At 51.4% G+C, this 15,649-nt stretch carries 15 protein-coding genes; 10 read left to right on the plus strand and 5 right to left on the minus strand.

Features of this window, described 5'->3' with window-relative positions:
- The first annotated feature begins 8 nt into the window (after window positions 1-8).
- Together L3556_RS06970 and L3556_RS06975 are read left to right on the plus strand one after the other, a co-directional pair.
- Window positions 9-1,235, plus strand: coding sequence for an AsnC family protein (locus L3556_RS06970; protein WP_277866580.1), 1,227 nt, complete (start codon window positions 9-11; stop codon window positions 1,233-1,235).
- Between the two features lie 84 nt (window positions 1,236-1,319).
- On the plus strand, window positions 1,320-2,153 hold the full coding sequence (locus tag L3556_RS06975; protein ID WP_277866581.1) for a mechanosensitive ion channel family protein: 834 nt from the start codon (window positions 1,320-1,322) through the stop codon (window positions 2,151-2,153).
- Between the two features lie 32 nt (window positions 2,154-2,185).
- Here the strand turns inward: L3556_RS06975 and L3556_RS06980 are convergent, their stop codons facing one another.
- A complete protein-coding gene (locus L3556_RS06980) occupies window positions 2,186-2,845 on the minus strand; it encodes a pentapeptide repeat-containing protein (protein WP_277866582.1) in 660 nt (219 codons plus the stop codon).
- Window positions 2,846-3,061: 216 nt separating this feature from the next.
- On the opposite strand from L3556_RS06980, the gene L3556_RS06985 reads away from it, so the two are divergent.
- On the plus strand, window positions 3,062-3,796 hold the full coding sequence (locus tag L3556_RS06985; RefSeq protein WP_277866583.1) for a response regulator transcription factor: 735 nt from the start codon (window positions 3,062-3,064) through the stop codon (window positions 3,794-3,796).
- 16 nt (window positions 3,797-3,812) lie between these two features.
- Here the strand turns inward: L3556_RS06985 and L3556_RS06990 are convergent, their stop codons facing one another.
- Window positions 3,813-5,057 (minus strand): cysteine desulfurase family protein, encoded by a 1,245-nt coding sequence (locus tag L3556_RS06990; protein WP_479682438.1) that lies wholly within the window; start codon window positions 5,055-5,057, stop codon window positions 3,813-3,815.
- 77 nt (window positions 5,058-5,134) lie between these two features.
- Between L3556_RS06990 and L3556_RS06995 the strand changes: the two genes are divergently transcribed.
- Both L3556_RS06995 and L3556_RS07000 read left to right on the plus strand, forming a co-directional pair.
- On the plus strand, window positions 5,135-6,100 hold the full coding sequence (locus L3556_RS06995) for a hypothetical protein (protein WP_277866584.1): 966 nt from the start codon (window positions 5,135-5,137) through the stop codon (window positions 6,098-6,100).
- Between the two features lie 66 nt (window positions 6,101-6,166).
- Window positions 6,167-6,709 (plus strand): TIGR04376 family protein, encoded by a 543-nt coding sequence (locus L3556_RS07000; RefSeq protein ID WP_277866585.1) that lies wholly within the window; start codon window positions 6,167-6,169, stop codon window positions 6,707-6,709.
- Window positions 6,710-6,822: 113 nt separating this feature from the next.
- Here the strand turns inward: L3556_RS07000 and L3556_RS07005 are convergent, their stop codons facing one another.
- Window positions 6,823-7,233 (minus strand): putative toxin-antitoxin system toxin component, PIN family, encoded by a 411-nt coding sequence (locus L3556_RS07005; protein WP_277866586.1) that lies wholly within the window; start codon window positions 7,231-7,233, stop codon window positions 6,823-6,825.
- Window positions 7,233-7,472, minus strand: a complete 240-nt coding sequence (locus L3556_RS07010) for a hypothetical protein (RefSeq protein ID WP_277866587.1) — start codon at window positions 7,470-7,472, stop codon at window positions 7,233-7,235. The genes L3556_RS07005 and L3556_RS07010 overlap by 1 nt, the downstream gene beginning before the upstream one ends.
- A gap of 402 nt (window positions 7,473-7,874) precedes the next feature.
- Between L3556_RS07010 and smc the strand changes: the two genes are divergently transcribed.
- From smc to L3556_RS07025, 3 genes are all read left to right on the plus strand, one after another.
- Window positions 7,875-11,465 carry a chromosome segregation protein SMC gene (smc, locus tag L3556_RS07015; RefSeq protein ID WP_277866588.1) on the plus strand — a complete coding sequence of 1,197 codons (3,591 nt, stop codon included), beginning with the start codon at window positions 7,875-7,877 and terminating at the stop codon, window positions 11,463-11,465.
- A 153-nt stretch (window positions 11,466-11,618) separates the two neighbouring features.
- Window positions 11,619-12,296: an NnrU family protein gene (locus tag L3556_RS07020; protein WP_277867608.1), complete on the plus strand. Its 678-nt coding sequence runs from the start codon at window positions 11,619-11,621 to the stop codon at window positions 12,294-12,296.
- Between the two features lie 31 nt (window positions 12,297-12,327).
- Window positions 12,328-12,693: a thioredoxin family protein gene (locus L3556_RS07025; RefSeq protein WP_277866589.1), complete on the plus strand. Its 366-nt coding sequence runs from the start codon at window positions 12,328-12,330 to the stop codon at window positions 12,691-12,693.
- 5 nt (window positions 12,694-12,698) lie between these two features.
- On the opposite strand, the gene L3556_RS07030 is transcribed toward L3556_RS07025, so the two are convergent.
- Window positions 12,699-13,949: an FAD/NAD(P)-binding protein gene (locus L3556_RS07030; protein WP_277866590.1), complete on the minus strand. Its 1,251-nt coding sequence runs from the start codon at window positions 13,947-13,949 to the stop codon at window positions 12,699-12,701.
- A gap of 93 nt (window positions 13,950-14,042) precedes the next feature.
- Between L3556_RS07030 and L3556_RS07035 the strand changes: the two genes are divergently transcribed.
- The gene (locus L3556_RS07035; protein ID WP_277866591.1) at window positions 14,043-14,840 is read left to right on the plus strand and encodes a GTP-binding protein; all 798 of its coding nucleotides are present in this window, start codon (window positions 14,043-14,045) and stop codon (window positions 14,838-14,840) included.
- A complete protein-coding gene (locus L3556_RS07040) occupies window positions 14,837-15,649 on the plus strand; it encodes a metallophosphoesterase family protein (protein WP_277866592.1) in 813 nt (270 codons plus the stop codon). Before L3556_RS07035 ends, L3556_RS07040 begins: the two co-directional genes overlap by 4 nt.

Consider the following 15,649-nt stretch of genomic DNA (forward strand, 5'->3'; position numbering starts at 1 on the left):
GGGGACAAATGCAATCCTGGTTTACTCAGGCAAAGGCAGTCACAGAATCGACCGATGATTTGATGCCCCTGCCCAATTCCTTAGAAATTCAAGTTTCCCAGCATATCCAGTCCCTCCCCAGTCCCCAAGCCTATCAAGCTTTTATTCATGAGTCCCTCTCTAACGCCCTTAGTCCTTGGCAAACGGACTTGGATGCCCCCAATAGCTTGGTCATTTTGGGGAGTCCGGTGGAATCCATTGCCAAAATTATTAGGGATGGTTTACAAACTTGGGTCGATCGGCCCCCTTTAGAGATCATTACGCCCCTGTCCTGCCGAAGTCGTCCCCAGATACCCTGGATCGTTACTTCCCAAATTCGCCAGGCCCTACAACCCTATCCCCAAATTAATGTGTCCGAGGATCTCCCTATGGATGATTCCCTGGATTTGGGTAGTCTGGAGGAGCGCACAACCCTAATCGTCATACCCTGTTTAGAACAGTGTTTTCTCCGTTGCATTGGCGGTTGGGAAAGTATTGAATTCCTACGGGATAGGGTCATCCATAATCCCAACTGTTTTTGGTTAATTGGCTGTAATCATTGGGCCTGGGATTATCTTGATTTTGTGTGTCAGGTGAGGGCTTACTTCAATGATGGACTGTATGTACCCCCCTTAGGGGGGGAGATGCTGCAGGCCTGGTTAGACCCGGTGATGAAGACCGTTGTCGCTCCCACCATTGATTTTGGCGATCGCCAGCATTTCATATTACAGAACTCTACCCGCCACCATCAACAGTCCCTCACGGACGAAGAACGCCACCAAACCTACTGGAATGTCCTCGCCCATCAATCCCTAGGCATTAGCAGTATGGCCACCAGCCTGTGGTTAAAAAGTTTACGCATAAAAAATGATGCGATCCCTGGGGGAACCGTCCCCAAACTTGAGTTGTCTGCGCAGGAGTCAACGGAGCAACCCTTTACCATCCACGAAGCGTTTCCTGCCCCCCCTAGCCTGCCGACCCTAACTGGCGGCGATCGCTACCTGCTTAACTCCGTTCTCATCCATGGCCACATTACCCGCTCTCACCTGGCCCTGAGTCTAGGAGAACCGGAAAGTAAAATCCGAGCACAGGTGCAATCCCTTCTGCGGGCCGGTGTCTTAGATCAGGGCCAGGGGGTATTGTCCGTACAGCCCGCCTATTATGGCAAAATCAAAAGTGAATTAGCCAATAATAACTTCTTTGTTAGTAAGAACTAAATGGCCGTCACTTAGGTTGATCGGGAAATGTTTGAATCTATAGGATCATTTGTCACACATCAAGTTCTTTATCTGCCGGTATTCTTGGCCAACGTGTTCTTAGCCGACATTGAACCGTCGGAAGAACTACCTCAACTATTAACTGAATTAACCTTGCAAAAGGTGGTGCGGGCGATAGTCATTATTATTATTGCCTACGCTTGTATGTCGATGATCCAAGCCGTCACCAATTGGCTATCAGAACGAGTACCCCGACGATTTCGACTCTTAATTAAGCAATCCCTACCCTTTTGGAAGGGGCTGATTTTAATCGTCACGATTTCCTATTTACTCAACTTATTTCTCAATTTATCGGAAACAAATCTGTTGGCACTCACTGGCACGATGGCCGTTGCCCTGGGTTTTGCCTTTAAGGACTACATTAGCTCTATTATTGCCGGTATTGTGGCTCTGTTTGAAACCCCCTACCAAGTGGGCGATCGCATTCAAATTGATGATCATTATGGCGAAGTCGTCGGCTATGGCTTACGGGGAATTCGGCTACAAACCCCGGACGATAATACGGTGACAATCCCCCATAACAAAACCTGGACAAATGCTATCTCCAATGCCAATAGTGGTCAATTAGAGGCCCAAGTTGCCACGGATTTTTATTTTGATCACCATGTAGATGGGGACAAAGTTGTCCAAATTCTCTACCAAGCCGCCTACAGTAGCAAATATACCCAGCTTAAGTTACCCATTGTGGTGGTAATGAAAGAACACCCCTGGGGAACCCAGTTTAAGCTGCGCTCCTATCCCATGGATGCTCGGGATGAATTTGTATATCAAACGGATTTGATTTGCCGCGCCAAGCAGGCCTTTAAGCGTCAGGGTTTTCCCTATCCAAAATTATGGCGTGCCGCTTTTCCTGATTAAGGATATACCCGTGAACCAATGAGATGGGTAGATTACTCGTCAGATTGGCTGCCGTCAGGCATGGTGGCATTGCGTAAATTAATCCCCCGCATTTCCGCCTTATAGAGATTGGCTCCTAAAAAGCAGGTGCGACAGGCATTGGCCTTCATCAGGTTTGCCTCCACTAAAATGGCATCCGTAAAATCCGTATTAATCAGGCTGGCTCCCTCCAGAATCGCCCCTTGGAGAATGGCTCCCTTACAATTAGCCTGGAGGAGATTGGCCTGTAACAGGTTGGCGCGGGTCAGGTTAGCCCCTTCTAGGGTGGCCTCCAAAAGATTAACCCGCCGCAGGAGTGCCCCCACCAAATTGGCATTGCGGAGATCGGCCATAGCGAGGTTTGATTTATAGAGATCTGCCCCCGCTAGGGTCGCACGCTGCAAGCAGGCCCCCTCCAGATTCGCCTCAATCAAATCACACATATAGAAATTGGTGTTGGTCAAATAGGCTTCCCGGAGCGTGGCCCGTCGCATATCAGACCCGGCCAAGTTGGCCCCCTCTAGGTTGACATCATTGAAATTAATGAGTTCTAGGGTCATACCACTGAGGTTGGCTCCCCCCAAATCTGGGCGAATCTTGGGATAATTCTCTCGCCACTGGTTCCACTCATTGGTTCCCTGCTGCAAAATTTCTAGGTGTTCAGCGTTTGCCATAGATTCGGTTCATCCTAAGAAGCCATAATTATATTATCTTGCAATCTGATAATTTTTCCTGACGTTGGTAGATTCGGAGGTTTCACCCAGGATGTACCCTTTCTAGATGTGCCATTTCTAAAAGCGGCTTGAAGTTTTATATTTTGAAATCAATGTCTATAATTCTTACAGAGACGTGAAACAAAACGTTGCAGAAAGGAGATCGAGTCCCGTTGCATGAAGCCACGAATTCTAATTATTGATGACGATGCAGCGATCGCCGATGTACTGTCGATCAACCTAGAGATGGCTGGATACGATGTGAGTCAGGCCTTGGATGGCATGAAGGGGCAGGCCCTAGCTGTTCAACTGTCTCCGGATCTAATTTTGTTGGATTTAATGTTGCCCCAGGTGGATGGATTTACGGTCTGCCAGCGACTACGCCGGGATGATCGCACCGCCAATATTCCCATTTTGATGCTGACGGCCCTCAGCCAAACCCAAAATAAGGTGGATGGCTTTAATGCCGGGGCCGATGATTATCTAACCAAGCCCTTTGAATTAGAAGAAATGTTAGCGCGGGTGCGGGCCCTTCTGCGGCGAACGGAGCGAATTCCCCAAACAGCGGGGCATAAGGAAATTTTGAGCTATGGCCCCCTCACCCTCATTCCCGAACGATTTGAAGTATTCTGGCTCAATAAGGTGATCAAGTTAACCCGCCTAGAGTTTGAATTACTTCACTGTTTACTCCAACGCCATGGCCAGACCGTTGCCCCCAGCGAAATCCTGAAGGAGGTGTGGGGGTACGATCCCGATGATGATATTGAAACGATCCGGGTTCATGTCCGCCATCTGCGTACTAAGCTGGAGCCGGATCCCCGCAGTCCCCGCTATATTAAAACCGTGTATGGAGCTGGGTATTGCCTGGAGTTGCCCAGTAGTATTGAGCCAGTGGAATCCTTAGCTCTCTAGGGTTTTAGGCAGGATTTTAGGCAAAGAGAGGGGCGGTGGGGGGAGCGATCGCCGAGGGTTCGGCCCACTCCAATTGTTGCTTCAGTACCAGGGCCAGCCAATCAATATCTGCTTCGCTGGTATCCCGCCCCAAGGTGAGACGAATACTTGATTTTGCCATGGCCTCGTCGTAACCCATGGCCATTAACACCGGACTGGGAATGGATTGGCCACTCTGGCAGGCAGAACCTGAACTAATGCCAATGCCAGCTAAGTTGAGTTGGCGCACGACGGATTTACCACTGAGGGGCGTACCATCGGCCAAGGTCACGGTAAAACTGAGGTGATGGGGTAAGCGTTTCCAGGGATGGCCGGTCAGATGGAGTCCGGGTAAGGCATTAAGTTGATGGTACAGGCGATCGCGCAGTCGCTGTAATTGCAATCCGGCGGCGTTCACTTCGTTACTGGCCAATTCCGCCGCCACACCAAAGCCAACGATGGCGGGTAGGGCCTGGGTTCCCGACCGCAGACCCATTTCCTGGCCCCCACCCCGATTCATGGCGGCGAGGTCAACCCCTGGGCGAATATAAAGGGCACCTGCCCCCTGGGGGCCATAGAGTTTATGGCTAGAGAGGGATAATAAATCAACGGGGAGGGTTTGCACATCAATGGGAATGCGGCCCGCCACCTGAACCCCATCGGTATGGAAGAGGATACCCCGTTGCCGGGCAATGGCCCCCAACTCGGCGATCGCCTGGAGGGTTCCTACTTCACTTTGTCCATAAATAATAGAGATTAAGACCGTATTTGCTTGCAGGGCCCCCTCCAAATCGACGGGATTCACCTGTCCCCAGCGATCCACGGCTAAACGGGTGATCTGCCATCCCTGGCGTTCTAGGGCGGCCATGGGCTTGCTAATGGCCGAATGCTCCACCTGGGAGGTAATCATGTGTTGAGGCTGGGCATACTGCTGGGCGACTCCCCACAGGGCCAAATTATTGGCCTCCGTGCCGCCAGAGGTAAAGACAATGGATTCCCCTGAACCATGGAGCAGACTAGCCACTTGCATTCGTGCCTGCTCTAGGGCAGTGGCCGATCGCTGACCCCATTCGTGCAGACTGGATGGATTCCCCCAATGGTTGTGCAGAACCTCTTCCATGGCGGCGATCGCCTCACTGCGGCAGGGGGTTGTGGCACTGTAGTCAAAATACAGTTGCATGGAGTCGCCCAAGTTCATCACTCCTAGTATATCTTTGCCCCTTCCCCCCTTTGTCTTTTGCATAGAATTGTACCCCGGATCGTAGTTTCCCCTTGGAATCAACTGGCACTGCTACAAGTAAGGACGATTTAGGGGTAACAATGACAGTGAACAGTGAGTCACCAAAAACGGGTCACGAATCCGCCTATCGGGTTGAGGCTTGCCTCCATGATGTTTGGGCTAACCGGGTCATTGATGACCTGTTTACTGATCTTGATTCGGCGGAGTACGACCCTGAGGAATCCCTAGCGGAGTCGGATTGGTTAGACAACCCCTTCAATAAGCCAAGAACCTTAGACGTTCAAGCCCTTGATCCGCGAGAGCAGGATACCGCTCTTTTGGTTCCCTACGTGCCAGGGGAGGCCCCAAGTCCCCAGACCTTATCTCCTAAAGCCTTACCCTCTAAAGAACGTCCCCTTAAGCCCTTCATTCATTCAGCAGAAACCTTCAGCGGCCGCGATCGCCTGCTAATGGGTGTGGGCATTGCCTCATTCATTGTGAGTGCGGGTCTTTGGATTGCCAGTCTCCAGCGATCGCCGGTCACGGCCGTTCTCCCCCCCATGGATGGTGTGGATGTCAATCCCCAGGATGTTGAGTTTGCCCGCTATATGGAGGAAGCCCTTACCCAACTGTCACGACAATCGGTGGCCCTGGCCCAAGAACCGGGAGCAACCGGCACGCCAACGATTACGGTGCCAGGGGCTGGAAATCCCAATGGCACTACGAATGGTGTCGAGCGGGTTTATGTGCCCGTCTATCAACCCCAGCCACCGGAGCAGGTATCTATTCCAACTTTGCCTAACCCAGGGAATGGCACCTCCTCGGCAATGACCTCTCCCCAAGCCGCCGTAGCTCCGGCTCCCCCCCCACCCACCCGTACCCTCGTCGGGGTTCTGGAATTAGACCAGCGATCGGTGGCCATGATTGAGATGAATGGCTCTACAGAGCGGGTTTCCGTTGGACAAACCCTAGATGGGGGTTGGAAACTGGTGCAAGTTAGTGACCAACGGGCTGTGTTACAACGGGGTGGGGAAGTCCGATCTATTGGGGTGGGCCAAAAGTTCTAAAATGGGTAATCATTCACTCGTTTTAGCCAGTTTTCCCCATCTTCCCATCGTTCTAAATGTAGCCTAATGACTTTTCTTGATGACTTGGCGGCCTTTCTTGAGCAACGCCTAGATGATTTTATTCGGGCGAATCCTGGCCTTGAATTAAATTTGATTCTGCTGGATATACAGGAGCAGGAACGCCATACCCTTCATTTATTACAAACCCTAGAACAGAAATGTCAAACCTGTGAGAAGGATATTCTTGGCCTAGTTGAGGATATTCGCCGCTGGCACGATCGGGTTAAGAAAGCGGAAGCTGCCGGCCGCGCCGACCTTGCTAAACTTGCCCGGGAAAAGGAAGAGGAACTCCGCCAACGGGGCCAAGACCTCTGGGGCCAGCGCACCCAAGCCCAAGCCCAGGTTGAACCCACTCGTTTGCTTCTAGCTAAAATTCGCGATCGTCGCAAAGAACTAGAAACGCGCATTCCCCAACCCCAAGGGACACCACCGCCCAAAGCCAGCTACACTCCTCCTAAGAGCGATCGCACGGATCCCATTGAAGCTCAATTTCGTAACTGGGAATTAGAGGCTGCCCTGAAAGAGTTAAAGACCTCCATGGGGCTGTGATATTTGTTTACTGGGACTATGAAATAGGTAAAATTTCAACGATTGAGAAGTCCCTGTCCATTACTAACGACGAAGACAAAAACCAACTCCTCCTACCGTGTTTGCAACCTTAGCTAGGATACCAACAACGCAACAAACTCTGCCGCTTTCAGAATTACAATATCTTGATAGTTTGTCAATGCCAAAAGATGCTTGTCTCCCGTAACGATGTGAGTTGCATTACCAACGACTGCACACTCTACAATCATGTCATCATCTGGATCGTCTGGAACTACCTTAAGCGTTCCAGAAATCTTAACTAATCGAGAGAAATCACGTACTTCCTTTACTGCTGATTGTGTCATATCTTCAGAAAATTTGAACTTCATGAGCAACTTCTCGGCAAGCTCGTCTAAAATTTCCTGACAGGTAATAGACTCAACCTGTCCAATCTTTGCCAAAGCTAGACACCGAAATGGATGACCATTTGTAGAAAGTAGAGCGGAGAGAAAAATATTGGTGTCAAAGACCGCAACATACCCCATTAGTCCTCATGCACTACATTATTAACAAAGTCTTCCCGTTCTTGCTCCGTCATTATATCCCAGTCATAGCCTCGCTCCTGGGCTACTAGTCTGGCTTTGTTTGACCCATAACGTGATAATGATTCCCACATCCCCCATTGCTGGAGGAGTAAGAGCCTGAATACTTCCACCTGTTGCTCAACTGGCAACTGTTTGACCAGTTCAACAACCTGCTCATTACTAAGAGTTACTATGGACATCTTTCACCTTAAAGTTAACGTTCTATAAATACCTTTATTGTAGACAATACCCAACTTTTAACGAGAAACAGATTGTAATAAAAATTCACATAAGCCCAAGTTGCTTTTTTACAGGTTGCGCCGTCTCCCAACAGGTAACCGATTGTCTAAAGTGACTCCATAAAGGTTATTTATCCGTAGCTCGGCAGCAGATTTAGGATTATTTACAGGATATCTTGAATGTCATGAGTGCGATTGAGCAATTTACTACTGGAATTGAATTTGAAAATTTTGATCAGAACTTAGAAATTGATTCGTTTATTTAGTTGATCTGCTGGGAAAATCTGGGCATTTCTGCCCCCAACCGACTATAATTCGGGCATCTTTCTTTGGCCCAAGGATCACGGCGATCTCAGAGTAACGGTGTACGTCAAACAGCTTGAACTCACAAATTTTAAGTCCTTTGGTGGTACGACCCAAATTCCGTTACTGCCAGGATTCACCGTGGTTTCCGGGCCCAATGGATCGGGTAAATCCAATCTTTTAGATGCACTCCTTTTTGCCCTAGGGTTAGCTGGCTCCAAGGGAATGCGGGCGGAGCGATTACCGGATCTGGTGAATCACAGCCAGTCGCGGCGGGGGCATCAGGTCATTGAAACCAAGGTTAAGGTGACGTTTGCCCTAGAAGGGGAGGGGGCCGAAGTCGTATCCGGGGAAAATCAGGCCCCTAGGAATGGAGCTAAGACGGGTTCAGAAACCGCCGATGAAACCCACCCCGCCCCAGGGGAATGGCAGGTGACACGGAAACTACGGGTGACAAAGCAGGGAACCTATACATCCACCTATTACTTAAATGATCAGCCCTGCACGCTGAATGAGCTTCATGGCCAACTCCAACAGTTACGTATTTATCCCCAGGGTTACAACGTGGTGCTTCAGGGGGATGTCACCGGTATTATTTCTATGAATGCGCGGCAGCGACGGGAAATTATTGATGAATTGGCGGGGGTTGCTGACTTCGATCGCAAAATTGACCAGGCCCGGGACAAACTGGATACGGTAAAAGAGCGGGAGGAGCGGTTTCGGATTGTTGAGAATGAACTGATCCAACAGCGCGATCGCCTCCAACGGGATCGGGTGCAGGCAGAAAAATATCGCTCGGTGCGCCAAGAATTAGAATCTAAGGAGCAATGGGCCGGGGTCTTGCGATGGAATGCCCAAAAAGCAAAAATTGACCAGCTTAAAAAAGCCATTGCCCAAACCCAGGGCGATCGCCAAACCTGCCAAACCGAGATCGACCTGCTGAAAACAACCATTGCCCAGGCCAGCCAAGTCCTAGAGGGGTTGAATGCCCAGGTCAAAGCCCTAGGGGAAGAGGAGTTCTTGAAACTTCAGTCAAACCTGGCGCAGCAGCAGGCGGAGGGACGGCAATTAGAGCGGCAACAACGGGAACTCCAGGAGCAACAAACCCGTGTAGAGTCACAGATTCAAGCTCAGGAAACCCAACGGCACCAAGAGCAACAGCAATTAGAGCAACTTCGCCACCAGATTCACCAGCGTAGCGAAACGGAACTCACGCCCCTGGATCGGGACTGCCACCAGGCCCGCCAAGCCCTAGACCAGATTCGCCTGGAATCCCAGGATTTAACGGCCGCTGCCCAGGAATGGATGGAGCAACACACCCACCTGCGCCAAAATATTGAGGAACTCCTAAAAAAACTAGAACCGGGCCGCAGCGAATTATCTCGCCTATGGGAGCGATCTCACCAGTTGGAGACCCGTACCCAGGAAACCGGCCAAGCTCTCCAAGACCTAGAACAGCAACGCCACCACCTGGATCAGGAGATGGCCACCCTCACCCAGGAATTACAAACCCAGGAAGCCCAGGTGCAAGCCACCGCTCAGGCATTGGCGATCGCCCAGCATGATCTGACCCTTCAGCAGGAAACCAAGACCCGCCTAGAACGGGAACAACGGGATAAACAACGGCAATTGGACAAACTAGAGGCCCGTCAACAGGCCGTCCAGGAAACCCAGGGCACCCACGCCACCCGTTTGATTTTGGCAGCGAATCTACCTGGGGTAGCCGGAACCGTTGCCCAACTCGGTCAGGTCGCCCCAGACCATCAATTGGCTCTGGAAACTGCCGCTGGAGGACGTTTGGGTAATATTGTCGTAGATGATGACGGTGTAGCAGCGGCCGGCATTGAAATTTTGAAGCGACAGCGGGGTGGTCGGGCTACCTTTTTGCCCCTAAATAAAATGAAGCCACCCAAGCCTCTGTCCCCCGTGAATTTTTTGGGTTGTCTGGACTACGCCCTGAATCTAATTGACTATGATCCCCGTTATCAGGGAGTCTTTGCCTATGTGTTTGGCCAGACCTTAGTGTTTGAAGACCTAGGGGCAGCCCGGCGGTATCTGGGGCAGTATCGCATTGTCACCCTAGAGGGAGAACTCCTGGAAACCAGTGGAGCGATGACCGGCGGCAGTCGCAGCCAACAAACTATGTTCCACTTTGGTCGGGGCAGCCAACCCCAAACCTGCCAAGAGACCCAAGACCTGGGCGATCGCCTCGCAGAAATTGAACGACTATTAGGGCGGTTGGAACCGGATCTGGCTGCAAAACAGACCCATGTACAAACCATCAGCCAAAGCCTGAATGAAGCCCGCCAACACCACCGCGATAGCCAACGGAATTTAGAGCAACTTCGCCGCCAAAAAGACCAGCTGGACAATCAATATCAGCAACAGCAGCAGCAGCAGGAACAGCAGGCCCAAGACCAGGCCACCACCCACGATCGCCTAGAAACCCTAGAGAACGAGTTACCCATCCTGGAAAATCAATTGCGGGATGCTCGCCTTGCCCTTGCCGAACTGGAGGCATCCCCCAGCCATACCCAATGGCAAACCCTGCAAGCCCAGATTCAAGCCCAGGAACAGGCCTGCCAAGTCCAGGAAAATCGGCGGCGATCGCTCCAGGAACAGATTCAAGATCAAACCTATCAAGCCAACCGGCTAGAGCAACGAATCCAAGAACACCAAGGCCAGATTCAAACCCTGCACCACCAGCACAGCCAATGTTTAGCCCAGAGCCAAACCCTTCAGACCCAGCAGGAGGAACAAGCCCGCCAATGCCAAGCCATTCAAGAGCAACTCCAACGCCTCGAAGACCACATGGGGGCCATCAAAACCCAGCGCGATCGCCAGGATAACGAACTGCGCCAGAGCCAAGCCATCCTCCAGCAAAAAGAATGGCACCTAGAAAAATTACTGACCCGCCAACAGGAGGCAGAAAACCAACTCACTGCCCTGGAAGAGGATATACCCCCTGAAGCCCCCACCCCACCCACCCCAATCCCGGAAGCCATCACCTTAGAGGAACTGGAAAAAAACCTAGAATCCCTGGAAAAGCGATTGCGAGCCATGGAGCCGGTGAATATGTTGGCGATCGAGGAGTACGACCAAACCCAATCTCGCCTAGACGAACTGCAAACTAAACTTAATGTTCTGGATTCCGAGCGTACCGAAATTTTATTGCGCATTGAAAACTTCACCACCCTGCGCCACCAAGCCTTTCGGGAGTCCTTTGATGCCATTAATGTAAACTTTCAAGGAATTTTTGCCGAACTCTCTGATGGAGATGGCTATCTGCAACTGGAAAATAGCGAAGATCCCTTTGCCGGTGGCCTCAACCTTGTCGCCCATCCCAAGGGCAAACCCGTCCAACGCCTAGCGTCGATGTCTGGGGGAGAAAAATCCCTCACCGCCCTTAGCTTTATTTTTGCCCTCCAACGCTATCGCCCCTCCCCCTTCTATGCCTTTGATGAAGTGGATATGTTTTTAGATGGGGCCAACGTGGAGCGTCTATCGAAAATGATTCAAAAACAAGCCCAGCAGGCCCAATTCATTGTGGTGAGTTTGCGTCGTCCCATGATCGAAGCCTCCCAGCGTACCATTGGTGTCACCCAAGCCCGAGGCCAACATACCCAAGTCATTGGTTTAGCTTTATCCTAGAAAAGGTTTTTACCATTTTTTTACTATTTCTGTGTAAGCTCTTTTTCTGTCTAGTCCCAGTTCTTTGTACGTCATTGATCCATTCCCTTCAATCATCCCCATCCCGTGACCGATAGTTTTCTGCATAGTTGGCACGCCCATTCCCAATGGATCATGGTGGGCCTCATTCTCACCTTCGCGATCGCCCATAGTGGTTTAGCGGCCCTGAGACCTTGGGCCGAGGACAAAATTGGCCCCCGCCCCTATCGCATTGGTTTTGCCCTGGTATCCCTCTCCCTCGCCCTAGGGATGATCGGCTATTTCTTGGCCCATCGTTATGATGGTGTCCAACTCTGGCAGGTGCAGCAGATTCCCTGGATCATGCCCCTGGTGTGGCTCCTCTCAGCGATCTCGTTTTTGTTTCTCTATCCCGCCACATTTAATCTTTTAGAAATTGCCGCCATTCAAAAACCCCAGGTTCACCTCTACGAAACCGGGATCATTCGCATTACCCGCCACCCCCAACTCTGGGGCCAGGTGATCTGGTGTCTGGCCCATACCCTCTGGCTGGGAACGTCCTTTACACTCCTTACGTCCCTGGGACTCATTGCCCACCATATCTTTGGAGCTTGGCATGGCGATCTCCGCTGGGAGAAACGCTATGGCGAGGCCTTTCGAGCCGTTAAAGCCCGAACCTCCCTGATCCCCTTTTTAGCCATTGCCCAGGGAAGACAACAATTTGTGATCAAAGAATTTATTCGCCCCGCCTATCTGGGGGTGGGACTTTTCATCGGCCTACTTTGGTGGGCCCATCCCCTAATTTATCGTGCAGGTACAGCCATTCACTGGTAAGATGATCCCAAGGTAAAATGGGTTAATATCCGTGGAATCCATTAACGAAAATAATTTTAATCAAGAAGTTATAGAATCTACGATCCCGGTCATTGTCAACTTCTGGGCCCCTTGGTGCGGAGTCTGTCGATTGATTGAGCCAGTTCTCAACCAGTTACAAGCTAATTTTCCGGCAACCTTTAAGGTTGTGCGTATCAATGCCGATGAAAACTTCCGCCTCTGTTGTAATTATCGGCTCACCAGTTTGCCCACCCTCTTGATTTTTGAACAGGGAGAAATTGTACAGCGGTTTGATCCCCTCCAGGCCCAAGGAGATTTACGCACCGCTCTGCGGCAAATGATTGAGCAGTTTTCCCCTACGCCCTGTTTGCAGGGGAGTGTTATCTCAAAGTCTTGATCCCCTCACCCTGGGCTGTCCTTAATTAGAGCCTGCACAATGCGATCGCTGGCTAACTTTGCGCCAAATAGATTGCGGGCCACCGGGCCGATGTGGAGGGCTGCGGCACCACCCATGATGAATAATTCACAGCCTGGCCAGCGCAGGTGATGATCCAGAATCGGCAGTCCTTTAATAATCGGCAGTGGATAGCGATCTCGCACATCAGACAACAGCGGCCAATGATTCACGTTGATCGTACCTCCCGTGGCCAACCAGATGCGATCAATGGGTAGATGGGCAATACAGTCGTGGCCATCCCCATGGGTACCTCGTTGGGCACAGGTAACGTTCCAGCCCTTCTCATGCCACGCCGCTGTCTGCACTTCGCACTGTTCGTAAAAAGACAGCTTGCCCTGCCGTTCTAACCGCCGCAATTGGGTCAAAATAGCATGGGTGAGGGAACCACCATTGCGGGCCGACTGGATCATTTGCCAGCGATTTTCCCAATCAGGTTCACCATGGAAGCCCTTGAGATACTTGGGCCCCAGCCAGCCTGGATCCGCATCAAATAATTTTTCATAGAATTGCCGTCGCGCCATCAGGATAACTTCAGCACCTTGGGCGATCGCCCCTAGGGCAAGGTGTCCACTGGTCAGACCACTGCCCACAATCAGCACCCGTTCCCCAGTAAACCGCGATCCCCGTAGATCAACTTGGTGGGAATGGCGTAGGCGATCGGGGGGATAGGTGAGCGGTAAGGATCGGGCCCATGGGGGCAGGTGGGGATCCCCGCCAGCGATCGCCAGTACCACCCGCCGAGCGGTCAACTCCCTGCCATCCGCTAAACCCAACCGAAACCGCTGCCGACCCTTCTGATCAAATAGTTCGATATGCTGCACCAGTGCCGGGATCACCCGCCTTTGCAAATTCCAACGTTCAATTACATCCTGGCAAAAATCCTCAAATAGTTGCGTTCCCGGCAGATCATAGGGGGGAAAAAGCTCCTGCGATCGCGATGCAGCAAAGGCACGAAGGGCATGGGGGTTGGGATCGGGATGATGGACAGCGGGCGATCGTAAATGGGGAATCCCATAGGCCGCAAACTGCTCCTGCCATTGTCTCAGCCAATTCCCCGCCGGATCCAACACCACAAAGCGGCTTTCCATAGACCGCTTCTTTTGCAACAGGTGCGTCACAAGGGTGAGGGATTGGGGCCCCGCCCCTACGATCGCTAGGTCAACTGAAACCGGCAATGCCCCCGAACCATCAACCATACAACTCAAGGTAAAAAAGGTGAATTATGATAATGATTATCATTTTAGTATTATAATTTACCCGTAGCTTCTAGCTCCGATTCTTAGGCTCAGATGAATCCCCACAACATCACACTGATCGCAGGCCCCCCAGGTGTGGGCAAAACCGCCTGGATCAGCCAACTACTTCAAGATAAGACCCGGCCCATGTTTTACCTTTGTCCAGGGATGGGAGAGGTTTCCGTCGATTTGGCACGCATGGGCTATCAATTTCCCTGGGTGTCTTTGCTTTCAGAGGATCAAGCCCCCAGGGTACTGGCTAACCTTCCCGATCAAGCTCAGGTCTACTTGGAAGTAGGATTTCACCTGAACCTGGAAACACCCTTTTTCACGACCTTGCCTTGCCATCGAGTAGCGGTGTTACCCCCTAGCCTTGAGCAATCTGAATGGCATCACTGGGCAGATGACGTGATTCCCGGAAATGACATTGGGGTGCCTGATCTTGGTCAATCCCAACAACTACCAGAGCTATGGCGATCGCTGTTGACCGGCCAAGTATTAGATCCCCCCAGCCTGGATGAGATATTGATTGAACTCACGGGAGGAGCCTACGGCCAGATTATGCGTCTAAAAGGCATCTTTGAACTGCCGGATGGTCGGGCCTTTTATGTTGATTTTGTTGAAGGATTGTCCGGCATTGAATATGGCGATCTGAACCTTCCTCCCTGGCGGCAGGGCCGTCCCAACCGTTTCAGTGGTCTGGAAGTCATTGGTTACAACCTAGAACGGGACATCATCGCTAAAACGTTGCTAGAAGCCTGTTTGGCAGAGGATGTGCTGGCCCAGTACCAGGAACAATACCAGATGTTGCACCCACAGGGTAAGGATACAGAAGAGGTGATCTCCCCATGAAACTCGCAGTGATCTCCTGCATTCACGGCAACTATGAAGCATTAAATGCCGTCCTCTCCGATATTGATACTCAAAAAGCAGACCAGATTTACTGTCTGGGTGACTTAGTGGGGTACGGGCCTTACCCAAATGCAGTCGTAGAAATGATTTGCTCCCTCGATATTCCAACCTGTCAGGGGTGTTGGGATGAAGATATTGTGGAGGGTTTGAATGCCTGTGAATGCAGCTATCCTTCCCAACTGGCGGAAAAGCGGGGCAGGTTGGCCCATGAATGGACGAATCAGAGGATTCACCCAGAGGTGCGGGCCTATTTAGCCGCATTGCCCATGACGTTGCGTCTGGAAAATCTTGGTTTTGTCCATGGTAGTCCAAGTAGTCAGCACGAGTACCTGTTACCCAGCATGGACGGTTTTGCGGCCTTAGAACGGGTACTGTTCGCCGATGTCGATGTGCTGTTCTGTGGTCACACCCATGTTCCCTATGTCCGGGATATAGAGGATGCAACGCTATCGGTACGGGTTCATCAGCCGGATCACAGCGAACGTCAGCACCAGTTTCATACTCCCTTGAAACGGATTGTTAATGTTGGTTCCGTGGGCGAACCTCGCCATGGTCGTCCCCATGCGACCTACGTACTCTATGACACCGATACGACGCAGGTGGTATTGCGCGAGGTTCCCTATGACTACGCCAAAACCTGTCAGGCGATCCTAGACCAGGGCTTGCCCCCGATTTTTGCCTGGCGACTGGCACGGGGAATGGAGTTTGCTGAACGAGCCGATGATCCCAACCATGTGTGTCAGCGGTAA

Origin of the sequence: Candidatus Synechococcus calcipolaris G9 (genome assembly GCF_029582805.1) — a bacterium.
GTDB lineage: Bacteria > Cyanobacteriota > Cyanobacteriia > Thermosynechococcales > Thermosynechococcaceae > Synechococcus_F > Synechococcus_F calcipolaris.